Here is a 23,937-nt window from a genome sequence, read left to right on the forward strand (position 1 = left end):
GTAATGGATTCATTTCCTGAGATAGAAATAGCTGAATATAAAGTTTTTGATGAAAGTAATAATAATGATGATAACGTATTAAACATTTCTTATGGCGTTGATGAAAACTATCTTGATGGTGTGGGGGTATCAATCGCTTCAGTTGTATTAAACAATAATATCCCGCTCGCTTTTCACATTATTTGTGATTCATACTCCCCGTGTTTTGTAAAATATATAGAGCGTTTAGCCGTACAGCATCACATAAAAATTTCTCTTTATCTTATTAAAGTAGAAAGCCTTGAGGTATTGCCTCAAACTAAAGTATGGTCGAGAGCAATGTATTTTCGTTTATTTGCTTTCGATTATCTCAGCAAGAAGGTAAATACACTACTTTATTTGGATGCCGATGTTGTATGCAAAGGATCTTTGCAAGATCTTCTACAACTTGATTTGACAGAGAAGATTGCTGCGGTCGTAAAAGATGTTGATTCCATCCAGAATAAGGTAAATGAGAGATTAAGCGCTTTTAATTTACAAGGTGGTTATTTTAACTCCGGCGTGGTTTTTGTTAACCTGAAATTATGGAAAGAGAATGCCTTAACCAAAAAGGCATTTTTACTTTTGGCAGGTAAAGAGGCTGACTCTTTTAAATATCCCGATCAGGATGTTTTGAATATTCTCCTACAGGATAAAGTCATTTTTCTACCGCGACCATATAATACCATTTATACTATCAAAAGTGAGTTGAAAGATAAGTCACATAAAAAATATAGCAATATAATTAATGATAATACTGTTTTAATTCATTATACGGGCGCTACAAAACCATGGCATGCCTGGGCAAATTATCCTTCAGTTATCTATTATAAAAATGCACGACTGAACTCGCCCTGGAAAGATTCTCCTGCAAAAGATGCGCGTACCATAGTCGAATTTAAGAAGCGATATAAACATCTTCTCGTGCAGGGTCATTATTTTAAAGGCCTTATGGCTGGAAGCGCATATCTTTATCGTAAACTTTTCCACAAATAATTCCCCTCCCTAAATCTCCATTATGATTATTGAAAAAAAGATTAAAAACTATACCGTCTTTGTCAAAAAAGACGGTGAAAAATACATTGAGATATTCAAAGATTTTCTATCTTATAATCATCAGGTTATTAAAGTCTTCCGTAATATAGAAGATACAAAAGTTGTATTGATTAATACAGACTACGGAAAATATATTCTCAAGGTATTTAGTCCAAAAGTAAAAAATACTGAACGATTTTTCAAATCGTTAGTAAAAGGAGATTACTACGAAAAGCTTTTTCATCAGACAGATCGTGTTCGGCGAGAAGGGTTTGCGGCGCTTAATGATTTTTACCTGCTGGCGGAAATTAAAACATTACGCTATGTAAAAACATACGTGATGATAATTGAGTATATTGAAGGTATTGAACTTGTTGATATGCCAGAAATTTCTGACGAGGTGAGAGGGAAAATCAAACAGTCGATATATTCTCTGCATCAACATGGTATGGTTTCGGGCGATCCCCATAAAGGTAACTTTATCTTGCAAGGCAATCAGATCAGAATTATCGATTTGTCCGGAAAAAGACCTTCCAGACAACGAAAAGCAAAGGATCGTATTGATTTAGAAAGACATTATGGTATCAAAAATAATGTGAGAGATATCGGATTTTACTTATTGATTTATAAGAAAAAACTTCGAAATTTCTTGCGTCGTATTAAGGGTAAGGAAAAGCGCTGATCAATGTAGCACGTTTGGTTTAATTTAAGGGGCTGACTGACTTTTATTTGCTGCAGCGTTATGACATACTTGAGAGAATTTGAGATGTAATATTAGTTATTGAATATAACATTTATTTATAGGTTGCATGATAAACATACGAGTTTTTTATGGGCAGCGTTAACTTCATAACTCACGCCGATGTTCTGCAACTTATTGCGAAAAGAACGGCTGAAGATTGTATTATTTTTCTTTCTGGTCCTACGTCCAGAAAGACGCCGCTGTCCTTGTTACGAATGAAAGATGTCATTGCAGTCAATGGTTCTGTTCAATATTTGCTAAACAATAACGTCAAGCCATTTTTGTACCTTCTGACGGATGTTCGCTTCCTCCATCGTCGGCGCGAAGATTTTTATAACTTTAGCCGTAACAGTCAGTTCACTATCGTCAATCTTGATGTGTATGAACAGGCTTCAGTGGATGATCAAAAATATATTGAAGAAAACTGTTTAATTATTCGCTCCTTTTATCGCCGAGAAAAAGGGGGCTTTTTAAAGAAAATTAAATTTAATATCCTCAAGCGGGTTCATAAAGCATTACTTATTTCAGTTCCCCTTTCGAAAAGAGGGCGACTGGCTGGATTTTGCAAGGATATCAGCATCGGGTATTGCTCTTGCCATACTATTGCTTATACCGCTATTCAGGTTGCCTATTCCCTTAAGTATGGCCGTATTATATGTTCTGGGCTTGACTTAACAGGGAGTTGCCCACGTTTCTATGACGAATCTACCAGCCCTATGCCATCTGAACTTAGTAAAGACCTGTTTAAAATACTGCCATTTTTTACTTTTATGAGAAAAAATGTGAGTGATTTAAATATCTTTAATTTATCAGATGATACTGCAATTCATTACGAGATTATTCCATATATTACAGCCTCGGAACTTGAGGATGAAATATATTACGATAAAATTGTCTAGATACTAGATAAATCATTATTTTGCGTTGCTTCGGCACGCATTTCTTTTTCTATAACATTTCTTTTTCTATAAAGTTAACTATTCTGGATTATAGCTATTATGATTAAAAAAATCATATTTACTGTTACTCCTATATTTTCAATTCCTCCACGTGGCGCGGCTGCGGTAGAAACCTGGATTTACCAGGTTGCAAAACGACTATCAATACCGAATGCTATTGCTTGTATAAAGAATGCTGGCTATCCTGAATATAATAAAATAAACGATAACTGTGATATTCATTACATTGGGTTTAGTAAAGCTTATAAGCGTCTTTTTCAGAAATGGACTCGTCTCGACCCATTACCCTATTCCCAGCGCGTCCTTAATATTAGAGATAAAGTGACTACCCAGGAAGATAGCGTCATTGTTATTCATAATAGTATGAAACTGTATCGGCAGATCAGAGAGCGCAATCCAAATGCAAAACTGGTTATGCACATGCATAACGCATTTGAACCAGAACTTCCTGATAACGATGCAAAAATTATCGTGCCCAGTCAGTTTCTTAAAGCGTTTTATGAAGAAAGATTGCCTGCCGCTGCTGTTAGTATTGTGCCTAATGGTTTTTGTGCTGAGACTTATAAAAGAAACCCACAAGATAATCTTCGTCAGCAATTAAATATTGCGGAAGATGCCACCGTTCTCTTATATGCCGGGAGAATTTCGCCTGATAAAGGCATCCTGTTGCTTTTGCAGGCGTTCAAAAAATTACGTACCTTAAGAAGTAATATTAAACTTGCCGTTGTTGGCGACCCTTATGCAAGCCGCAAGGGTGAAAAAGCAGAGTATCAAAAGAAAGTACTGGACGCCGCAAAAGAGATTGGAACTGATTGTATTATGGCTGGGGGGCAATCTCCTGACCAGATGCATAACTTCTATCATATAGCCGATCTGGTTATTGTGCCATCTCAGGTTGAAGAAGCATTTTGCATGGTGGCTGTAGAAGCGATGGCAGCAGGAAAAGCGGTTCTTGCCAGCAAAAAAGGGGGGATTAGCGAATTTGTGTTAGATGGCATAACGGGCTATCACCTCGCAGAGCCTATGTCGAGCGAAAGTATAATTAATGATATTAACCGTGCGCTTGCTGATAAGGAACGCCACCAGATTGCCGAAAAAGCAAAATCCCTGGTGTTTTCAAAATACAGTTGGGAAAATGTAGCGCAGCGTTTCGAGGAACAAATGAAAAGCTGGTTTGATAAGTGATTGAGTCCGGATGATGAAAAACGCGCTGATACCGTAATAAGTATCAGCGCGTTTTTTTATCTATTTCTTAGCGCCAGCAGAAAACCGGTAATGATACCAATTTGAGCAATATCGACCTGTTCAAAATTGCCACGAACGATATAAAAACCGACGAAAGATAAAAATAGCAAGAGATGAGCATTGTAGGGGCTTATCTCTGCTTTCCTGAAGGTAGAGCTGGCTGTTTCCCTGATGATAGCGCCATATAAATAGGCCAGACTCGCCAGACCCAATATGCCTGCACTAAACCAGATGTACAGAATGGTATTATGCGGACCGATAGATTCTTTAAAGGTCCACGTTGGATAATCGACAACGCGTTTATTATAAACACCATCATACACATCATTACCATAGCCGTAGCCCTTGATCGGGTTTTCCTGAATCAGTATCCACGCGGTGCCCTGGGTTCCGTTAGTATAACGAGATGAGCTATCTGTCTGCTGTAATTTATAAAGTAAATGTTCTGAATCTGATTGGTTATTATGTTGAGTGATAACCAAAGCGCCGATGATGGCTAATAAAATGGCACCGACTCCTATTAACTTCCATTGGCGATTCAGTATTGCCCACAGCGCACCTACTATGAGCACCGCCAACCATGCCCCTCGTGATAGGGTTCCCAGGATAAAGAAAAGATAGATAGCGCTAAGCACCAAAAAAACCAACTTAAGTGCATTTTTTCTAAACAGCCAAATATTCAATAATGCTGGAAATAAGAAAACCATGGAATCGGACATATGTCGATGCGCATAGCTCATGAATGGCATAATCCCTTTATTATAGTCCTCGATATATAGAATACTCTCTGCAAGGCAGCGAAGTCCTAAACTTGTTAAAAAGGAGAAAAGTACTATTTTCGAAACCGTTTCTTTTGTTTCATCTTTTAATAGTACGGGAATTAATAAAGTATATAATAAGAAACCCTCCAGTACCGTATTTTCAAATTCCTTGAAACTTCCTTTCATATCTGGCGATATGAGTATGGAATAAACAAGGATTAATGATAATACTGCTACGCTATAAAATACGCTATTTTTGAAAAGAGGGGGGAAACTTTTCGGTGAGCGTGAGACCTGATAAATCGCGGTGATAATCATAAGTATGATTATCAAATGTTTATAACGCGTAATACCATCCAGAAAATACGTAGCAACAAAAAGAAAAACCAGCGCTTTATTCCAGATCGGTTTCCATTTCTCTTTATTTAACGTTAATGATGTGGTTAGCATCTTTTCTCCACAATAGGTTTGGGATGAGACAGAGTCTCTTTAATGAATCTTTCCAAATACGCTTGTGGCATCTAAATTCGCCAGGTTCTGTTCTGGTGAGCAGCATGCCATTTGGTTCTTCCCATAACCTCCAATTAACCCAGGGTCCGTTGGGCCATATAGCGTAATATTCGGTCTGTCGAGCGCGGCGGTGAGATGGCTCAGGCCGGTATCAACCGATACGACAAATTTTGCGCCAGCCAGCACTCTGGCGACCTCCTCCAGGCTCATGCGCGGTAACACATCCACATAGTCAAAGCCTTCGGCCAGTCGTTTAGCCCGGGCCTCCTCATGAGGCGCGCCCCAGGGAAGTTTTATCCGTAATCCGGTGTTGCCCACCATACCGATAAGCTCGCGCCAGTTTGCTTCCGGCCAGTGTTTATCATCGCGGGTCGTGGCATGTAAAAACACCGCATACGGATCGCTAACCGCCTGCTGGCAATGCAGAAAATGTTTTGCGATGGCATAATCGCCCTGCGACTGCGGTTTATCGTATCCCAGGCTTTTGGCGAACAGCTCGCGCGTCCGTTCAACCGCATGTTGTTGCTTTGCGATATGGTGTTTACGGTTATAGAACAGGCTGGCCAGCGGTTCGCGGGCGGTACTCCAGTCCATACCGTGCTTTATCCCATGCGCCAGACGCGTCACCAGCGCCGCGCTTTTCACCAGCCCCTGCGCATCAATCACAGCGTCGTATTGGTATGCGCATACCGCCCGATGAAAGGCTGTGCGTTCCGCTTTAATGGGCGCGGAAAACCAGGCTTTGCGCCAACGGCGAATAGCGACGGGAATCACGCGATCGACAGCACTGTGCCAGGACGGAATTTGCGCAAACCCTTCTTCGACAACCCAATCAAATTGAATCCCTGGAATAGCCTGTTGCGCGTCGGTAAGCGCAGGCAGGGTATGTAATACGTCGCCCATCGATGATGTTTTAACGATCAAAACCCGCATTAAACGCCCTCTTCCGACAACAGCGAATGAAGCTCTTCCAGAACCCGCTGCGGCGTGATATCGATCAGGCTCTGGTGATAGCCTTGCGCCGTATCGCCTTTACGCACTTTGTGATAACCCGTAATGAGACGAATCACCCGGGCCTTATGAGACAGCGGTGGCGTGAAATCCGGGCTACTTGGGCCATACAAGGCGACCAGCGGGCGGTCGAGCGCCGCCGCGACGTGCATCAGTCCGGAATCGTTGGTGACGATGGCTTTACAGGCGGCTATCAGAATGACGGCCTGTTCCAGCTGGGTTTCCCCCGCCAGGTTGCGACACCATGCCTGCTGCTCGCTATTCAGCGCCGCCAGGATCTCATTTCCGGCTTCATGGTCTTTTGCCGAGCCAAACAGTACGACCTGATACCCTTCGTTAATGAGCTGTTTTGCCAGTTCGGCGTAGTGATAGTGCGGCCAACGTTTTGCCGGGCCAAATTCCGCGCCGGGGCAAAAGCCGATCAGAGGACGTTCAGAAGATAGTGAAAAGTCGCTGCACATCAGCGACTTTTCACCCTCGCTAACCTGGAGCTGCGGCCAGAGCAGCGGCTGCGGCAGATCTTTCGCCGTGCGCATCACGCCCTTGTCATAGGCCAGCGCCACGTAGCGCTCCACCATCAGCGGCCAGGCGTCTTTATCAAGGACGCGCGCATCGTTCAGCAGGCCATAGCGCATTTCGCCGCGCCAGCCGGTACGGTGCGGGATATTGGCAAAGAAAGGAATCAGCGCCGATTTAAACGAATTTGGCAACACCCAGGCGCGATCGTAGCGCTTCTCTCGCAGGCTATGGCCCAATCTGCGGCGCTCGCCGATTTCCAGCGCGCCGTGGCCCAGCGGCATGGGTATCGCCTCGTTAACTTCCGGCATACGCGATAACAACGGACGGCACCAGGCGGGCGCCATCACGTCGATTATCGCCTGGGGATAGCGCGCTTTAAGCGTGCGATAGAGACTTTGCGACATCATCATGTCGCCCACCCAGGACGGGCCAATGACCAAAATTTTCATACTTACGCGTCGCGGTTCAGCCAGGCCATATACTCCGTGACGCCTTCGGCGACGGTCTTAAAGGGTTTGTCGTAGCCCGCGTTGCGTAGATTGGTTAAATCCGCCTGCGTAAACGCCTGATAGCGACCTTTCAGCTTATCCGGGAACGGAATGTATTCAATGCTGCCTTTTTTATGGTATGCCAGCGTCGCGTCGGCGACGGCCTGGAAAGATTCCGCACGGCCTGTGCCCAGGTTAAAGATGCCGGACTTGCCGCTTTCCAGGAACCACAGGTTAACGGCGGCCACATCGCCCACGTAAACGAAGTCGCGCTTGAAGTTTTCGCTGCCTTCAAACAGTTTCGGGCTTTCGCCGTTGTTTAACTGTGTATTCAGATGAAATGCCACGCTTGCCATGCTGCCTTTATGGCCTTCACGTGGTCCATAGACGTTGAAATAGCGGAAACCGACAATCTGCGAGTTCGCTTCTGGCAGGATCTGGCGCACATATTCATCAAACAGGAATTTAGAATAGCCATAAACGTTAAGCGGTTTTTCGTATTCGCGCGATTCGATGAAATCAGACGTGCGACCGCCATAGGTGGCGGCAGAAGAGGCGTAGAGGAACGGGATTTCGCGCTCAAGACAATAGTGCAGCAGCTCTTTGGAGTATTGATAGTTATTATCCATCATATACTTGCCGTCCCACTCGGTGGTGGAAGAGCAGGCGCCTTCATGGAAAATAGCTTCGATATCGCCGAGCTCTTCTCCGGACATAATCTGGATCAGGAAATCTTCCTTATCCATATAGTCAGCAATGTTCAGATCCACCAGGTTTACAAACTTGGTGCCGTCTTTCAGGTTATCCACCACCAGAATATCGGTGATACCTTTATCATTCAGGGCCTTAACGATATTGCTGCCGATAAAGCCCGCGCCGCCGGTAACGATGATCATAACTGTAACCTTTGAATTATGGTGTCAGAGACTGTCTCAGACATGAATGCTCTTATCATAACACTATTCATCCATTCACTGATAACCCGTGAGGATACGCGTGATTTATGCTGCATTTTAAAGAAGTGATGACGCGTCATCTCGTATCAACGTATCGCTTTGGGTAATATGTGCTGAAATTTGCCCAGTCTGGAGAATCGCAATGCGTGGGGATTTTTACAAACAGTTAACCAACGATCTGGAAACCGCCCGAGCGGAAGGATTGTTTAAAGAAGAGCGCATTATTACGTCTGCGCAGCAGGCGGATATCACCGTGGCGGATGGAAGCCACGTTATTAACTTTTGCGCCAATAACTATCTCGGGCTGGCGAATCACCCTGAGCTGATTAATGCCGCAAAAGCGGGCATGGACAGCCACGGTTTCGGTATGGCGTCCGTGCGTTTTATCTGCGGCACCCAGGACAGCCACAAAGCGCTGGAGCAAAAGCTGGCAAGCTTCCTCGGCATGGAAGATGCGATTCTGTACTCCTCCTGTTTCGATGCTAACGGCGGCTTGTTTGAGACGTTGCTGGGCGCGGAAGACGCTATTATTTCCGACGCGCTGAATCACGCGTCTATCATTGACGGCGTGCGTTTGTGTAAAGCGAAGCGCTATCGCTATGCCAACAACGATATGGCTGAGCTGGAAGCGCGGCTGAAAGAGGCGCGTGAGGCCGGCGCGCGTCATGTCCTGATCGCCACCGACGGCGTGTTCTCAATGGATGGCGTCATCGCCAATCTGAAAGGCGTCTGTGATCTGGCCGATAAATACGATGCGCTGGTGATGGTTGATGATTCTCACGCGGTAGGCTTTGTCGGCGAAAACGGTCGTGGTTCCCATGAATACTGCGACGTAATGGGCCGCGTAGATATTATTACCGGTACGCTGGGCAAAGCGTTAGGCGGCGCATCCGGCGGCTATACCGCGGCGCGTAAAGAGGTCGTTGAGTGGTTGCGTCAGCGTTCCCGCCCATATCTGTTCTCCAACTCCCTGGCGCCGGCGATCGTGGCGGCTTCTATTAAAGTGTTAGAGATGGTGGAAGCGGGCGCAGAACTGCGCGATCGCTTGTGGGCGAACGCCCGGCAGTTCCGTGAGCAGATGTCTGCCGCGGGATTTACGCTGGCAGGCGCGGATCACGCCATCATCCCGGTAATGCTGGGAGATGCGGTTGTCGCGCAGAAATTTGCCCGCGAACTGCAAAAAGAGGGCATTTACGTTACCGGTTTCTTCTATCCGGTCGTACCAAAAGGTCAGGCGCGTATTCGTACCCAGATGTCTGCGGCGCATACGCCTGAGCAAATTACGCGTGCGGTAGACGCGTTCACGCGTATTGGTAAACAACTGGGCGTGATTGCCTGAGGATGTAAGATGAAAGCGTTATCCAAACTGAAAGCGGAAGAGGGCATCTGGATGACCGACGTTCCGGAACCAGAAGTCGGCCATAACGATTTGCTGATTAAAATCCGTAAAACAGCCATCTGCGGTACTGACGTTCACATCTATAACTGGGATGACTGGTCGCAAAAAACCATCCCGGTTCCGATGGTCGTGGGGCATGAATATGTCGGCGAAGTGGTCGGCATCGGTCAGGAAGTGAAAGGCTTTAAAATCGGCGATCGCGTCTCCGGCGAAGGTCATATCACCTGCGGTCATTGCCGCAACTGCCGTGGCGGTCGTACTCACCTGTGTCGCAACACCACCGGCGTGGGCGTCAACCGTCCCGGCTGCTTCGCGGAATACCTGGTCATCCCGGCGTTCAATGCGTTTAAAATCCCGGATAACATTTCTGATGATTTAGCCTCTATTTTCGACCCGTTTGGTAATGCGGTGCATACGGCGTTGTCTTTCGATCTGGTCGGCGAAGATGTACTGGTATCGGGGGCGGGGCCAATCGGCGTAATGGCCGCCGCGGTGGCGAAACATGTCGGCGCGCGTCATGTGGTGATTACTGACGTTAATGAATACCGTCTGGAGCTGGCGCGTAAAATGGGCGTCACCCGCGCGGTCAACGTCGCGAAAGAGAGCCTGAACGACGTCATGGCGGAGCTGGGAATGACCGAAGGATTCGATGTGGGTCTGGAGATGTCCGGCGCGCCGCCGGCGTTTCGTACCATGCTGGACACCATGAATCACGGCGGTCGTATTGCGATGCTGGGGATTCCGCCATCAGATATGTCTATCGACTGGACAAAAGTTATCTTTAAAGGCTTGTTCATTAAAGGTATTTATGGTCGTGAGATGTTCGAAACGTGGTACAAAATGGCGGCGCTGATCCAGTCCGGTCTGGATCTGTCACCGATTATCACCCATCGTTTCTCTATTGATGATTTCCAGAAAGGTTTTGACGCCATGCGTTCAGGCCAGTCAGGAAAAGTTATTCTGAGCTGGGATTAATATGTATATACCCAAAATAATTCGAGTTGCTTAAAGGCGGCAAGGGAGTGAGTCCCCAGGAGCATAGATAACTATGTGACTGGGGTGAACGACAAATCTGCCGGGAGCAGATTTGAACGTCGCGTGCGACGGCCCGTCAGGGCGAGGCCCATGGATGGGCCGAGTAATCCGTAGCCAACACATAAGCAACTTGAAGTATGAAGGGTATAGAGACCCGATGATATTTATCGGGTCTGATATACGTGTCATCGTAAAAGGTTGGTGTCATTCACCAACCTTTTTTGTTAGGGAAAATCTGGAAAGCCGTAAAGAATTGTCATAGACATCAAGCATTCGTAATTGCGCTTTACTCTTATTTTACTCGCTAACGTCACGCTCTACTCTGATCTGAGTTTTGTGCTTGCTTTTTACTGTAAAAATTAATTATGGCGGCTTAATAGTTTCTTAATAGAGCCACAGTATAAAGGCAGGGTAAATTAAGGTTTTTCTGGTAATCGTTATGAAAAATAGTAAAACCAAAGTGAGTATCATTGTCCCGTTATATAATGCGGGAGCGGATTTTAATGCTTGCATGGCGTCATTAATCGCGCAAACGTGGTCGGCGCTGGAAATTATTATTGTGAATGATGGATCGACGGATCATTCCGTTGAGATAGCAAAACATTACGCGGAACATTACCCGCATGTTCGACTGCTTCATCAGGCCAATGCTGGCGCATCTGTCGCCCGTAATCTTGGCCTGCAAGCAGCGACCGGCGATTATGTCGCCTTTGTCGATGCCGATGACCTGGTCTACCCGAAGATGTATGAAACGCTGATGACCATGGCGCTTAACGATGATCTGGACGTTGCGCAGTGCAACGCGGACTGGTGCGTCCGAAAAACCGGGCACGCCTGGCAATCTATTCCGACCGATCGTCTGCGCTCCACCGGGGTATTAAGCGGACCGGATTGGTTGCGTATGGCGTTGGCCTCGCGGCGCTGGACGCATGTTGTCTGGATGGGCGTTTATCGACGTGCGTTAATTACCGATAACAATATTACTTTCGTTCCCGGACTACATCATCAGGACATATTATGGTCGACGGAAGTTATGTTTAATGCCACGCGCGTACGTTATACCGAACAATCATTATATAAATATTTCCTGCATGATAATTCGGTAAGCCGTTTGCAAAGACAAGGCAATAAAAATCTTAATTATCAGCGGCATTATATTAAAATTACGCGGTTATTAGAAAAGCTCAATCGTGATTATGCCCGGCGTATTCCGATTTACCCGGAGTTTCGCCAGCAAATTACCTGGGAAGCGTTACGCGTTTGTCATGCGGTACGTAAAGAGCCTGATATTTTGACCCGCCAGCGTATGATTGCCGAAATTTTTACTTCTGGCATGTATAGACGGATGATGGCTAACGTCCGCAGCGCGAAAGCGGCTTATCAGACGCTGCTCTGGTTTTTCCGGCTGTGGCAATGGCGCGACAAAACCTTGTCGCACCGTCGTATGGCCCGTAAGGCGCTCAATCTGTCTTAGCGCTCACGTTTTTAGGCGCGGCGATTTTCCCCCAGCCTTGCCACTGGTGCTGAAACCAGACAACCACGGAACTTTGCGTAATGCTCTCGCCGATGACGCTGAAAAAGCGCGTAGCGTAGACCGGTTGCAGCGGTTTTTTCGGCTTGCACATCTTCACGCCGCGAAAGGGATTGCGCGGCGCGTCAATTTTCTGCGGCGTCACACCAGGTCGGGACGTATCTACCTGCGGTTCGTTGAGCAGGCTGCCTGGACGTACCAGGGTGATATCCGCCGGCAGGCGATAAACCATCTGTTGCAGCACGCGAACCGTTGCGGGATGTGGATGACCAATCGCGATAGCGGAACCGTTGCGACGGGCCAGTTCGATAGCGCGATTAAACTGACGGCGGATATCCGCCTCGTTTTGCGTATCGTCGAGGAACACTTTGCGCTTGATCACTTTCACACCCGTACCGGATGCCGCGCGCATCGCCTGGCTATTGCCAATCGTCATGCTGTCGAGAAAATAGAGATTGTAATGTTCCAGCGCCTGCATAACTTTTTGCATACCGAACAGGCTGGAAGTCATTGCGCTGCCCATGTGGTTATTAAGCCCGACGGCATACGGCACGTTGTTTACCGCCTCGCGGATAATGCGCTCGATCTCATCGCTGCTCATATCTGGTCGCAGCGTATCCTTCTCCAGCGGCTGTTTGCTTAGCGGCGCCATCGGCAGATGGATTAACACCTCATGCCCGCTATTGTGGGCTTTAGTTGCCATTTCGCGCGCGTGCGGCGCGTTGGGCAGTACGGCGACGGAGATGTTTGGCGGCAGCGCCAGAACCTGGTTTTCCGTGTGCGGGCGATAGCCAAAATCATCAATCACGATGGCGAGCTTGCCAGCGAAAACGGGATGTGCAAACGCCAGCAAAGTGGCCAGCGTGAGAATGGAGCGACGAAACTGAGGCAAAACTTATCTTCCCAACCACGGCTGTGGATTGACGGCCTGACCCTGGCGACGAATTTCGAAATAAAGCGAAGGTCTGCCCTGACCGCCGCTACTGCCCACAAGGGCGATAGGTTGTCCGGCGCGCACCTGCGCGCCTACGCTGACCAGCGCGCTCTGGTTATAGCCGTAAAGGCTCATATCACCTTTACCATGCTCCACGACCACCACCAGGCCATAGCCTTGCAGCCAGTCCGCCAGAATCACCCTGCCGTCGGCGATGGCTTTGACCTCGGTGCCTTCCGACGCGCCGATCACCATCCCCTTCCAACGTAGCTCACCCTGCAGCCGTTCGCCATAGCGATGCAATATCGGGCCGCGTACCGGCCAGTATGCCTGACCGCGAGGCGCGCCCAGACCGCCGGTGCGGGACATTAGCGAGCGCTCGCTTTCCGTCGGCTTATAGGTGCTGCCTTTACGCGAGGCTTCCTGCTGCTTATCGCGTACCGCCTGCGCTTCGCGGGCTTCACGCTCCGCTCGCGCTTTGGCCGCCGCTTCCGCCCGCGCGATACTGTTGCGTAGGCGTGATTCGTTGGCGCGTAGTTCGCTTAACTGTTGCTGGCCTTGCTGAATAGACGACTCCAGTCCGGCAAGCGTTTTCTTACGTTCATTACGCGCCTGCTCCAGCTTCGCCTGCTGGGCGCGCTGCTCATACAGCAACGTTTGTTGTTGGCTTTGCTTCTCTTCCAGCTCGGCTTTTTGCGTGGCGACCTGTTCGCGAGTCTGTTTCAGCTCGGCGATAGTCTCCTGGCGCGCCTGGTTCAGATAGCCGAAGTAGGCCTGCAGGCGTTGCCCACGCTGGCTTTCTTCTCCGCTAAGAATAAGCTGAATGCCGGTGTGTTCGCCCTGGCGGAAAGCGGCGTCCAACTGCGCGGCAAGATTACGCTCCTGGCTGGCTTTTTGCTGCTCCAGTTTGGCAATTGAGGCGTTCATCTCATCAATTTGCGCGTTTAACTGATCCAGAGTGCTTTGCGTTTCGCGCAGCTTACGTGCTGCGGCCGAGATGGCCTCTTCCTGGGCTTTAAGTTGTGCCAGGAGGCTGGCGCGTTGTTGCTGCTGCTGGCGTACGTCGCGTTCTTTCGCGGCGATATCGGCCTGAATAGATTTGAGTTGATCGCGGTCATCCGCGTGGGCGGAAAAGGCGCACAACAATACGCCAGCGCTAAGTACGCTGGCGTAGAACAAAGGCCTGACTGAAAACGTTCTTGGTTTCACGGCCTGTTGAATGGTGTTAATCGCCTTTCCCCTCATGGGGAGGGATTATTCCACGATGAACAGCGGCTTACCAGTCATCTCTTGCGGGATTTCCATCCCCATCAGCGACAGCATGGTAGGCGCAATGTCTGAAAGTTTGCCGCCTTCGACCGCCTTCACGTTTTTCTCGCCGACATAAATCAGCGGCACCGGCAGGTTGGTGTGGGCGGTATGCGCCTGACCGGTCGCCGGATCGCGCATCTGCTCCGCGTTGCCGTGGTCCGCGGTAATCAACAGTTGTCCACCAACGGACTCAACCGCTTTTGTTACCTGTTCAATGCAGTTATCCAACGCTTCCACCGCTTTGATGGCGGCTTCCATCACGCCGGTATGACCGACCATATCGCCGTTTGGATAGTTACAAATGATGGTGTCGTACTTACCGCTTTCGATCGCCGCGACCAATTTTTCAGTCAATTCTGCAGAGCTCATTTCCGGTTGCAGGTCATAAGTGGCCACTTTCGGGGAGTTGATCAGAATGCGCTCTTCGCCAGCAAACGGTTCTTCTACGCCGCCGTTAAAGAAAAAGGTTACGTGCGCATATTTTTCCGTTTCGGAAATACGCAGCTGAGTTTTGTCGTTTTTCGCCATCCATTCGCCAAAGGTATTCGCCAGCGACGCTGGTGGGTAGGCAACGGCAGTTTTGATGTCGGCGGCGTATTCGGTCAGCATCACGAAGTTCAGATTAACCACTTTCTTACGCGCAAAGCCGTCGAAATCAGCGTTAACGAAAGCGCGGGTAATTTCGCGCGCGCGGTCAGCGCGGAAGTTCATGAAAATCAGCGTGTCGCCGTCTTCCATCGCCGCATCAGCCTGGCCCTCGGCGCGGATAACGGTCGCTTTGACAAACTCATCGTTTTCATCACGAGCGTAAGCGGCCTGCAGGCCAGCCACAGCGGTATCCGCCTGGAATTCGCCCTGGGCCAGGGTCATCAGATCATACGCTTTTTCCACGCGATCCCAACGGTTGTCGCGGTCCATAGCGTAGTAACGACCGACGATAGACGCCACGCGGCCTTTGCCCAGCGCGGCGAATTTGTCTTCGAATTTTTTCAGCGAGGCTTCAGCGCTGCGCGGCGGCGTGTCGCGACCGTCGAGGAAGGCGTGCAGATAGATTTTTTCTGCGCCGCGCTCTGCGGCCAGCTCCACCATCGCCATAATGTGATCTTCGTGGCTGTGGACGCCGCCCGCGGACAGCAGACCCATAATATGAACCGCTTTACCGGCGTTTTTCGCCTGGTCTACCGCATTGGTCAGGACTGGGTTAGCAAAGAAAGTACGTTCTTTAATTTCAACGTCCAGACGCGTCAGGTCCTGATAAACGATGCGGCCTGCGCCCAGGTTAACGTGGCCCACTTCGGAGTTGCCCATCTGGCGGTCAGGCAGACCCACTTCCAGACCGGATGCGTCGATCAGGGTATGCGGACGTTTTGCCCACAGAGCATCCATCACCGGGGTTTTGGCGTTTAAGATAGCGTTATCCTGCTGTTCTTCACGGTAGCCGTAGCCATCCAGAATCACCAGTACCATAGGTTTTTTAGAAACCGACATTGCGACAACCTCATACTCAATAGACAAAATAATTGCGTAATTTTACTACAGCTGAATCGATAAAATAGCCTCAGAAGATCAAAGAAAGGGATCGCGCTGGCGTGAGATGGCAAGTAATAGCGTGATTTTTTTTCGTAGCGCCCCGCAAAAATGCATTCCAGTGCACGCTCTGGCTGTATTTGCGCCACTGCACAGGTATACTCCTTTCCTGGTTTTTTAATCACTACGTCGGGAGTTGTTACCCCCCATGCAAGAAATTATGCAATTTGTTGGCCGTCATCCCATACTGAGTATCGCCTGGATTGCGTTACTGGTGGCGGTTTTATTTACCACGTTCAAAGGTCTGACTTCAAAAGTTAAGGTGATTACACGCGGCGAAGCCACGCGCCTTATCAACAAAGAGGACGCCGTTGTTGTGGATTTACGTCAACGTGACGATTTCCGTAAAGGCCATATCGCTGGCGCGACCAATTTGCTGCCGAGCGAAATCAAAGCCAACAATGTTGGCGAACTGGAAAAGCACAAAGACAAGCCGATTATCGTGGTCGACGGTTCTGGTATGCAGTGCCAGGAATCCGCTAACGCGCTGACAAAAGCCGGCTTTGAAAAGGTCTTTGTGTTGAAAGAAGGCGTAGCAGGCTGGAGCGGCGAGAATCTGCCTCTGGTGCGCGGTAAGTGATTACCCGTCGTTTTCATGACGCAAGGGGAATGACTTGCCCTTGCGTCGACATGAAATCCATCGGGTAAAAAACAGGAGCGAAGTCATGGCCAATATTGAAATCTACACCAAAGCAACCTGTCCGTTTTGCCATCGTGCAAAGGCGCTGTTAAACAGCAAGGGCGTGAGTTTCCAGGAAATTGCGATTGACGGCGACGCCGTGAAGCGTGAAGAGATGATCAAACGTAGTGGCCGAACGACGGTTCCGCAAATTTTTATTGATGCACAGCACATTGGCGGTTGTGACGACTTGTATGCGCTGGATGCGCGTGGTGGACTGGATCCGCTGTTGCGTTAAGGCGTACTCAAGTATTTAAGGACAACACTAAAGGGTTTTACACATGTCAGAACAAAATAACACTGAAATGGCTTTCCAGATCCAACGTATCTATACCAAGGATGTTTCTTTCGAAGCGCCAAACGCACCGCATGTTTTCCAGAAAGATTGGCAGCCAGAGGTTAAACTGGATCTTGATACGGCATCTTCCCAACTGGCGGATGACGTTTATGAAGTTGTGCTGCGTGTTACCGTAACGGCTTCCCTGGGGGAAGAAACCGCGTTCCTGTGCGAAGTTCAGCAGGCCGGTATTTTCTCCATCAGCGGTATTGAAGGTACTCAGATGGCGCATTGCCTGGGTGCATACTGCCCGAACATTCTGTTCCCGTATGCTCGCGAGTGCATCACCAGCCTGGTTTCACGCGGTACGTTCCCGCAACTGAACCTTGCGCCGGTCAACTTTGATGCGCTGTTCATGAACTATTTGCAGCAGCAGGCTGGTGAAGGTACTGAAGAACATCAGGATGCCTGATGAACCAAAGTAATGCGTCAATGACAGTCATCGGTGCCGGCTCGTACGGCACCGCTCTTGCCATCACTCTGGCGAGAAACGGCCACCAGGTTGTCCTGTGGGGCCACGACCCAAAACATATCGCGACCCTGGAGCACGATCGCTGCAACGTCGCGTTCCTTCCCGATGTGCCTTTTCCCGATACGTTACACCTGGAAAGCGACTTAGCAACCGCGCTGGCGGCCAGTCGTAACATTCTGGTGGTGGTGCCAAGCCATGTTTTCAGCGACGTGCTGCGGCAGATTAAACCGCTGATGCGTCCGGATGCGCGTCTGGTATGGGCGACCAAAGGGCTGGAAGCGGAAACGGGGCGCCTGTTGCAGGATGTCGCTCGCGAGGCGTTAGGCGATCAAATCCCGCTGGCGGTGATTTCCGGTCCGACGTTCGCTAAAGAGCTGGCGGCGGGTATGCCGACGGCAATCTCGCTGGCCTCAACCGATGAGACCTTTGCCGACGATCTCCAGCAACTGTTGCACTGCGGAAAAAGTTTTCGCGTCTATATCAATGCGGATTTTATCGGCGTGCAGCTTGGCGGCGCGGTGAAAAACGTGATTGCGATTGGCGCGGGGATGTCTGACGGCATCGGCTTCGGCGCGAACGCCCGCACGGCGCTAATCACGCGTGGACTGACCGAAATGTCGCGGCTTGGCGCAGCGCTTGGTGCCGATCCCGCCACCTTTATGGGGATGGCGGGTTTAGGCGATCTGGTGCTGACCTGTACCGACAACCAGTCGCGCAACCGTCGTTTTGGCATGATGCTTGGCCAGGGCATGGACGTTAAAGGCGCGCAGGATAAGATTGGCCAGGTGGTCGAAGGCTATCGCAATACGAAAGAAGTTCGTGAATTGGCGCACCGTTTTGGTGTTGAAATGCCAATAACCGAGGAAATTTATCAAGTATTGTATTGCGGAAAAAACGCGCGCGAGGCAGCATTAACGTTATTAGGTCGCGCCCGCAAGGAAGAGCTGAGTCGCCACTAGCCGTAAGGAACTGTTTGCATAAACGACCCAACCCGCACAGAACGGGTTGGTCGTTTTCTGCCCGTCTGGAGTAAGCCATGCCGTGTGAAGAACTGGAAATCGTCTGGAAGAATATTAAAGCTGAAGCCCGCGCTTTAGCTGACTGTGAGCCTATGTTGGCCAGTTTTTATCACGCCACGCTACTCAAGCATGAAAATCTGGGCAGTGCGCTGAGCTATATGCTGGCAAATAAACTGGCGTCGCCCATCATGCCCGCTATCGCTATCCGTGAAGTAGTTGAAGAAGCCTATGCTGCCGACCCGGAAATGATCGCGTCGGCAGCCTGCGATATTCAGGCCGTGCGCACTCGCGATCCGGCGGTGGATAAATACTCCACGCCGCTGTTATATCTGAAAGGCTTTCATGCGCTACAGGCCTACCGCATTGGTCACTGGTTGTGGAATAAAGGTCGCCGCGCGCTGGCTATCTTCCTGCAAAATCAGGTTTCGGTCTCGTTTCAGGTGGATATTCACCCGGCAGCGAAAATTGGCCGCGGGATTATGCTCGACCATGCCACCGGTATTGTGGTGGGGGAGACGGCGGTTATTGAGGATGATGTGTCGATCCTGCAATCCGTCACCCTGGGCGGTACCGGGAAAACGAGCGGCGATCGTCATCCTAAAATCCGCGAAGGCGTGATGATTGGCGCGGGCGCGAAAATTCTCGGCAATATCGAGGTGGGGCGCGGCGCGAAAATTGGCGCAGGTTCCGTCGTTTTACAGCCTGTCCCGCCGCACACTACCGCCGCAGGCGTTCCGGCGCGTATTGTCGGCAAGCCGGGCAGCGATAAGCCGTCGATGGATATGGACCAGCATTTCAACGGGCTACACCATACGTTTGAGTATGGCGACGGCATCTGAATTGCGCGGTACAACTAAAAAACGCTGTTCCGATGGAGTGCAATCCCGGAACAGCGGAGCGAAGAATTCGCGATGTGGACAATCAGGCTGCGGATGATGTCAGCGTGATGCGATCCAGCGGGCCGACGATAAACAGATATGAAATGAGACCAATAAGTCCCATCGAGCCAACGTATAAAATGGCAAAGTCGAACGACTGAGTATTGGCAAGAATCACGCCGATGACCAGTGGCGTAACGATGCTTGCCATATTGCCGCACATGTTAAATACGCCGCCGGCAATACCCAGAACTTCCTTCGGCGAGGTGTCGCTGAGTACGCACCAGCCCAGGTTACCAAACCCTTTGGCAAAAAAGGCCAGACTCATCGCCGCAATGACCACAAATTCTGAAGAGGTGTAGTTGGCGATCACTATTACGCAAGAGAGCAACATACCGCAGATAACAGGCAGTTTCCGCGCGACGGTAAGGCTATAGCCGCGTTTGAGTAGCCAGTCGGAGAACACGCCGCCGAGCAGGCCGCCAATAAAACCGGCAATGGCTGGAATACTGGCCACGAAACCGACTTTCAGAATCGACATGCCTTTCGCCTGGTACAGGTAGGTCGGGAACCAGGTCAGGAAGAACCAGGTGATAGAGGTGACGCAGAATTGCCCGATGTAAACACCGATCATCATCCGGTTAACACAGACGGTTTTAATCTGCGCGAACGTTATTTTCTGCGGCTCCTTTTTACAGCCCAGAGAGGGCTCGCCACCACCGCTACGAATATAGTCAATTTCCGCTTGATTAACTTTTGAGTGGTGCATCGGATCTTTGACTTTCATTAACCAGAATATACCGAGCATCACGCCAATAGCGCCAATATAATAGAAGACAAAATGCCAGCTTAAATTATGCAGAATGATCGTCATTAGCGGGGTGATAATGCCCAGCGAGATATATTGCGCAGCCTGATAAACTGAAGTAACGAAACCTCGTTCATTATTGGGAAACCATTGTACGCTTAAACGACTGTTCGCCGGAAAGGCAGGCGCTTCAATCGCGCCCATCAGCAGACGTAGAATAACCAGTACAATTAATGGGCTGCCATACAGATAGATCGTTCCCTGAAACATGGTTACTAACGACCAGCCAATCAATGCGCAACCGTAAACCAGTCGTGAACCGTAGCGGTCTAATAGCCAACCACCGGGTAGTTGCATAATGACATAGGCGATACCAAATGAGGAGAAGGCCAGGCCCATCGCTTCCGGATCAAAACCTAATTCTTTACTCATTATTGGGGCAACTACGGATAGAGTTGCGCGATCCGCATAATTAAATACGGTAGCAAGAAATAAAAATATAAGAATGGTATGACGCACTTTTGTGCGCTTTATTATTGTGTTCATTATCTACTCCTCAGATAAGGGCAGAATGCATCCTGTAAGGTAAGAGAGGCGGGACGGATTCCCGCCAGTCGGGTTAAGGGCGTTTGCCAAATTCACATGTTAATTGTGTCCAGCGGCGCGCTTGTTCACTGAGCGTGAAACCCAGACCATGACGATCGGAAATCCACATGCGGCCATCGCGCAGCTCAAGTTGCTCGTTGAATAATGGGTTCAGCCACTCGAAATGTTCCAGCCACGGCTCCAGGGGATACGCTGCGGAAAGGTGCAGGTGTACTTCCATCGCAAAGTGCGGCGCCAGCTTACGCCCGTGTTTCGCCGCCAGATCCATAATCTTCAGGAACGGAGAGATACCGCCGACACGCGGCGCATCTGGCTGAACGAAATCGCTGGCATTGCCCAGAATCAACTGCTCGTGTTCCCGGAAACTGGTCAGCATTTCCCCGGTGGCGATAGGCGTATCCAGCGCGGCAGCAAGCTGGGCGTGGCCTTCGATGTCGTAAGCATCTAATGGTTCTTCAATCCAGATAAGATTGAACTGTTCCATTTTACGCCCCATGCGGATAGCCGTTTCGCGATCCCACTGCTGGTTAGCGTCAACCATTAACGGGAACTCATCCCCAAGCGCTTCACGTACTGCGGTTAAGCGGCGAATATCCTCAGCGCAGTTGGGTTGTCCGACTTTCAACTTAATACCGCCAATGCCATTTTCGCGGGAAATCACCACATTTTTCAGCACTTGATCGAGCGGTGTATGCAAGAACCCCCCTGAGGTGTTGTAACACTGAACGGAGTCGCGGTGCGCGCCCAACAGTTTTGCCAGTGGCAGACCGGCACGTTTAGCCTTCATATCCCATAAGGCGATATCGATAGGGGAGATAGCCTGTACCGCCATCCCGCTACGCCCCACTGAGGCTCCGGCCCACAGCAGCTTAGTGTATATTTTGTCGATATCATTGGGATCTTCGCCCAGTAGATTGTCGGCTATCTCTTTGGCGTGAGCATAAATACCCTGGCCGCCAGCACGTTTGGAGTAGCTAAAACCAACGCCTTCAAAGCCATCGCGACTGCGGATTTCGGCAATGATGATTGCCACTTCGGTCAAAGGTTTCTGGCGACCGGTCAGTACCTTCGCGTCACTCACTGGCGTCGCCAGCGGTAGAAAAGCCAGTGATAGCTTCACCCATTCGATACGATCGCCGGTTTCTGCCGCGGTTCTGGTATTCGCCGCTTTTGCATACGTTACGGCGTCGGAATTCGCGCTTAAAGCCATTTTTTTCTCCTGATAATCACAAAATGATTGCGCTAACATTTTTATTATTAAGCGAACGCAGGATCCAGAAAGTTGATGTTGATTTGAACATTTGATCACATATGTCGTATAAAAAGCAGGATTTATTGCAAAATGGATCACGATCCAAAAATATCTGGGGAAATGCATAATACAAAATGATGGCGCTATCATTTTGTAATGACTGAACTTGATAAGCTACTGTATTTACGGCCTTTCCTGATGCGAAGCTGGCAATAGCCGCAGGCATGATGAATAATGCGCGGATAAATCAGCCAATCTTTGCAGGGGCATCAGACGTGAAGAGAACCAAATCACCTCGTGCGCCGACGCTGGAAGATGTAGCACGTAGCGCCGGGCTGTCTCCGATGACAGTCAGCCGGGCATTGAATTCGCCACAACTGGTTCGCCCCAAAACGGTTGAGAAAGTCATGCAGGCGGTTCGCGTCACAGGCTACATACCCAACGCGTTAGCCGGTGGTCTGGCGTCGCGACGGAGTAAATTAATCGCTGTCGTCGTGCCGCAAATTAACAACAACATGTTTGTCGATACCATCCAGTCACTGAGCGATGAACTGGCCCGACGCGGATATCACATATTGCTGTGCGTGGCGGGATATACCGAACAAACGGAAGCGGAGTTGGTGGCGACACTGCTTTCCCGCCGCCCCGATGGCGTGGTGCTTACCGGGATCCATCACACGATAGAACTGAAAAAGGTCATCCTGAACGCGGCTATTCCGGTGGTGGAAATTTGGGACTTAACGCCCACGCCGCTTGATATGCTGGTCGGTTTTTCCCATGAAAAAGTCGGGCAGGCGACGGGGGAGTATCTTCTGAGTAAGGGCTATCGTCGTCCCGGCTTGTTGTGGACCGCCGATCGCCGAGCCGCGCAACGTAAGCAGGGGTTATGTAGTGTTCTTCAACGCCACGCTATTCATGCCGTACCGCAGGTAGATGTCCCCCTTCCGGCATCGCTTTCGCTGGGGCGCAGCGGTTTAAGCCAGCTTTTTGACGAAGGGACGTTTGATGTCATTGTTTGCAGTTCTGATACCCTGGCACAGGGGGCGATGATGGAGGCGGAAAGCCGTGGTTTGCGCATTCCGCATGATTTAGCGGTTATTGGTTTTGGCGACCTTGATTTTGCCGCCAGCAATCGACCGTCAATTACTACCGTAAGCGTTGACAGACGCGCCATTGGCCAGCGCGCCGCTACGCTGTTGGCCGATCGTATTGAACAGAAACCGTGCGCAGAAGCTATTGTGGATATTGGCTTTCATTTGATTGAGCGAGAGTCCGCATAAACGGGAACATGCCATCGGGATCGGCCAGGCCGGATCAGGCGTTAGCCGCCATCCGGCATTGAATATATTACGACCGCAATACCGCGCCGGGATATCCTAACTGGCGCCACGCTTCATACACCACCACCGACACCGCATTCGACAGGTTCATGCTACGGCTATCCGGCATCATCGGAATGCGAATCTTCTGCTCTTTAGGCAACGCATCGAGAATGCTGGCGGGCAGGCCGCGCGTTTCCGGGCCAAACATCAAATAATCGCCATCCTGATAGCTTACGGCGCTATGGGCGGGCGTGCCCTTTGTCGTCAACGCAAACAGGCGCTGCGGGTTTTCGGCGGCGACAAAGGCGGCATAATCGTGATGGCGCTGAACCGCGGCGAATTCGTGATAGTCCAGCCCTGCGCGGCGTAAGCGCTTATCATCCCAGGTAAACCCCATCGGTTCGATGATGTGCAGACGAAAGCCGGTATTGGCGCAAAGACGAATGATGTTGCCGGTATTCGGCGGGATTTCTGGTTCGAAGAGTACGATGTTAAGCATGATGCCCCCTTAAATGCGGGGGGC

At 49.9% G+C, this 23,937-nt stretch carries 23 protein-coding genes; 13 read left to right on the forward strand and 10 right to left on the reverse strand.

Annotated elements, in window-relative coordinates; all coding sequences use genetic code 11:
• The first annotated feature begins 3 nt into the window (after positions 1-3).
• The 4 genes from rfaJ to NA330_RS15995 all read left to right on the forward strand — a co-directional run bounded on the left by rfaJ (position 4) and on the right by NA330_RS15995 (position 3,939).
• Positions 4-1,014: a lipopolysaccharide 1,2-glucosyltransferase RfaJ gene (gene rfaJ, locus NA330_RS15980; protein WP_023242053.1), complete on the forward strand. Its 1,011-nt coding sequence runs from the start codon at positions 4-6 to the stop codon at positions 1,012-1,014.
• Positions 1,015-1,036: 22 nt separating this feature from the next.
• Positions 1,037-1,735 (forward strand): lipopolysaccharide core heptose(II) kinase RfaY, encoded by a 699-nt coding sequence (gene rfaY, locus NA330_RS15985; RefSeq protein ID WP_023242052.1) that lies wholly within the window; start codon positions 1,037-1,039, stop codon positions 1,733-1,735.
• Positions 1,736-1,884: 149 nt separating this feature from the next.
• Complete coding sequence (waaZ, locus tag NA330_RS15990; RefSeq protein WP_023225108.1) at positions 1,885-2,694, forward strand: 3-deoxy-D-manno-oct-2-ulosonate III transferase WaaZ; 810 nt, start codon at positions 1,885-1,887, stop codon at positions 2,692-2,694.
• A gap of 99 nt (positions 2,695-2,793) precedes the next feature.
• Positions 2,794-3,939, forward strand: a complete 1,146-nt coding sequence (locus NA330_RS15995; RefSeq protein WP_023242051.1) for a lipopolysaccharide N-acetylglucosaminyltransferase — start codon at positions 2,794-2,796, stop codon at positions 3,937-3,939.
• Positions 3,940-3,995: 56 nt separating this feature from the next.
• Here NA330_RS15995 and rfaL read toward each other — a convergent pair whose 3' ends face one another.
• From rfaL to rfaD, 4 genes are read right to left on the reverse strand one after another with little or no spacing between them, the layout of a single operon-like run.
• Positions 3,996-5,210 (reverse strand): O-antigen ligase RfaL, encoded by a 1,215-nt coding sequence (gene rfaL, locus NA330_RS16000; protein WP_023242050.1) that lies wholly within the window; start codon positions 5,208-5,210, stop codon positions 3,996-3,998.
• A 39-nt stretch (positions 5,211-5,249) separates the two neighbouring features.
• The gene (gene rfaC / locus NA330_RS16005) at positions 5,250-6,203 is read right to left on the reverse strand and encodes a lipopolysaccharide heptosyltransferase RfaC (RefSeq protein ID WP_001264617.1); all 954 of its coding nucleotides are present in this window, start codon (positions 6,201-6,203) and stop codon (positions 5,250-5,252) included.
• Positions 6,203-7,249 (reverse strand): ADP-heptose--LPS heptosyltransferase RfaF, encoded by a 1,047-nt coding sequence (gene rfaF / locus NA330_RS16010; protein ID WP_000699196.1) that lies wholly within the window; start codon positions 7,247-7,249, stop codon positions 6,203-6,205. The genes rfaC and rfaF overlap by 1 nt, the downstream gene beginning before the upstream one ends.
• Before the next feature lie 2 nt (positions 7,250-7,251).
• Positions 7,252-8,184 carry an ADP-glyceromanno-heptose 6-epimerase gene (rfaD, locus tag NA330_RS16015; protein ID WP_000587771.1) on the reverse strand — a complete coding sequence of 311 codons (933 nt, stop codon included), beginning with the start codon at positions 8,182-8,184 and terminating at the stop codon, positions 7,252-7,254.
• 202 nt (positions 8,185-8,386) lie between these two features.
• On the opposite strand from rfaD, the gene kbl reads away from it, so the two are divergent.
• From kbl to NA330_RS16030, 3 genes are all read left to right on the forward strand, one after another.
• Positions 8,387-9,583: a glycine C-acetyltransferase gene (gene kbl, locus NA330_RS16020; RefSeq protein ID WP_001213790.1), complete on the forward strand. Its 1,197-nt coding sequence runs from the start codon at positions 8,387-8,389 to the stop codon at positions 9,581-9,583.
• 9 nt (positions 9,584-9,592) lie between these two features.
• Entirely contained in the window at positions 9,593-10,618 is a 1,026-nt protein-coding gene (tdh, locus tag NA330_RS16025; RefSeq protein WP_000645990.1) for an L-threonine 3-dehydrogenase, read from the forward strand.
• A 499-nt stretch (positions 10,619-11,117) separates the two neighbouring features.
• On the forward strand, positions 11,118-12,152 hold the full coding sequence (locus NA330_RS16030; RefSeq protein ID WP_023242049.1) for a glycosyltransferase: 1,035 nt from the start codon (positions 11,118-11,120) through the stop codon (positions 12,150-12,152).
• Here the strand turns inward: NA330_RS16030 and NA330_RS16035 are convergent.
• The 3 genes from NA330_RS16035 to gpmM are packed head-to-tail and all read right to left on the reverse strand — an operon-like array spanning position 12,139 to position 15,942.
• Complete coding sequence (locus tag NA330_RS16035) at positions 12,139-13,101, reverse strand: divergent polysaccharide deacetylase family protein (protein WP_001135519.1); 963 nt, start codon at positions 13,099-13,101, stop codon at positions 12,139-12,141. The two genes, NA330_RS16030 and NA330_RS16035, sit on opposite strands and share 14 nt — an antisense overlap.
• Before the next feature lie 3 nt (positions 13,102-13,104).
• On the reverse strand, positions 13,105-14,364 hold the full coding sequence (gene envC / locus NA330_RS16040; protein ID WP_058814511.1) for a murein hydrolase activator EnvC: 1,260 nt from the start codon (positions 14,362-14,364) through the stop codon (positions 13,105-13,107).
• A 33-nt stretch (positions 14,365-14,397) separates the two neighbouring features.
• Positions 14,398-15,942: a 2,3-bisphosphoglycerate-independent phosphoglycerate mutase gene (gene gpmM, locus NA330_RS16045; protein ID WP_000116576.1), complete on the reverse strand. Its 1,545-nt coding sequence runs from the start codon at positions 15,940-15,942 to the stop codon at positions 14,398-14,400.
• A gap of 247 nt (positions 15,943-16,189) precedes the next feature.
• Here gpmM and NA330_RS16050 point away from each other — a divergent pair, with 247 nt between their 5' ends.
• The 5 genes from NA330_RS16050 (at position 16,190) to cysE (ending at position 19,387) form a co-directional block, all read left to right on the forward strand.
• Positions 16,190-16,621 carry a rhodanese-like domain-containing protein gene (locus NA330_RS16050; protein ID WP_001156179.1) on the forward strand — a complete coding sequence of 144 codons (432 nt, stop codon included), beginning with the start codon at positions 16,190-16,192 and terminating at the stop codon, positions 16,619-16,621.
• 85 nt (positions 16,622-16,706) lie between these two features.
• Complete coding sequence (grxC, locus tag NA330_RS16055) at positions 16,707-16,958, forward strand: glutaredoxin 3 (RefSeq protein ID WP_001273795.1); 252 nt, start codon at positions 16,707-16,709, stop codon at positions 16,956-16,958.
• A 43-nt stretch (positions 16,959-17,001) separates the two neighbouring features.
• On the forward strand, positions 17,002-17,469 hold the full coding sequence (gene secB, locus NA330_RS16060; RefSeq protein WP_000003370.1) for a protein-export chaperone SecB: 468 nt from the start codon (positions 17,002-17,004) through the stop codon (positions 17,467-17,469).
• Entirely contained in the window at positions 17,469-18,488 is a 1,020-nt protein-coding gene (gene gpsA / locus NA330_RS16065; protein ID WP_023242048.1) for an NAD(P)H-dependent glycerol-3-phosphate dehydrogenase, read from the forward strand. The genes secB and gpsA overlap by 1 nt, the downstream gene beginning before the upstream one ends.
• Positions 18,489-18,565: 77 nt before the next feature.
• A complete protein-coding gene (cysE, locus tag NA330_RS16070; RefSeq protein WP_001112114.1) occupies positions 18,566-19,387 on the forward strand; it encodes a serine O-acetyltransferase in 822 nt (273 codons plus the stop codon).
• Positions 19,388-19,469: 82 nt separating this feature from the next.
• On the opposite strand, the gene NA330_RS16075 is transcribed toward cysE, so the two are convergent.
• Both NA330_RS16075 and NA330_RS16080 read right to left on the reverse strand, forming a co-directional pair.
• Complete coding sequence (locus NA330_RS16075) at positions 19,470-20,780, reverse strand: MFS transporter (protein ID WP_001092106.1); 1,311 nt, start codon at positions 20,778-20,780, stop codon at positions 19,470-19,472.
• Positions 20,781-20,853: 73 nt separating this feature from the next.
• The gene (locus tag NA330_RS16080) at positions 20,854-22,050 is read right to left on the reverse strand and encodes an L-talarate/galactarate dehydratase (protein ID WP_001218249.1); all 1,197 of its coding nucleotides are present in this window, start codon (positions 22,048-22,050) and stop codon (positions 20,854-20,856) included.
• A gap of 317 nt (positions 22,051-22,367) precedes the next feature.
• On the opposite strand from NA330_RS16080, the gene NA330_RS16085 reads away from it, so the two are divergent.
• Positions 22,368-23,372, forward strand: a complete 1,005-nt coding sequence (locus NA330_RS16085) for a LacI family DNA-binding transcriptional regulator (RefSeq protein WP_001537635.1) — start codon at positions 22,368-22,370, stop codon at positions 23,370-23,372.
• Between the two features lie 67 nt (positions 23,373-23,439).
• On the opposite strand, the gene trmL is transcribed toward NA330_RS16085, so the two are convergent.
• Positions 23,440-23,913, reverse strand: coding sequence for a tRNA (uridine(34)/cytosine(34)/5-carboxymethylaminomethyluridine(34)-2'-O)-methyltransferase TrmL (gene trmL, locus NA330_RS16090; protein ID WP_000932335.1), 474 nt, complete (start codon positions 23,911-23,913; stop codon positions 23,440-23,442).
• Positions 23,914-23,937: the final 24 nt, after the last annotated feature.

The sequence above is a fragment of the Salmonella sp. NW722 genome, from assembly GCF_051702785.1.
GTDB lineage: Bacteria > Pseudomonadota > Gammaproteobacteria > Enterobacterales > Enterobacteriaceae > Salmonella > Salmonella enterica.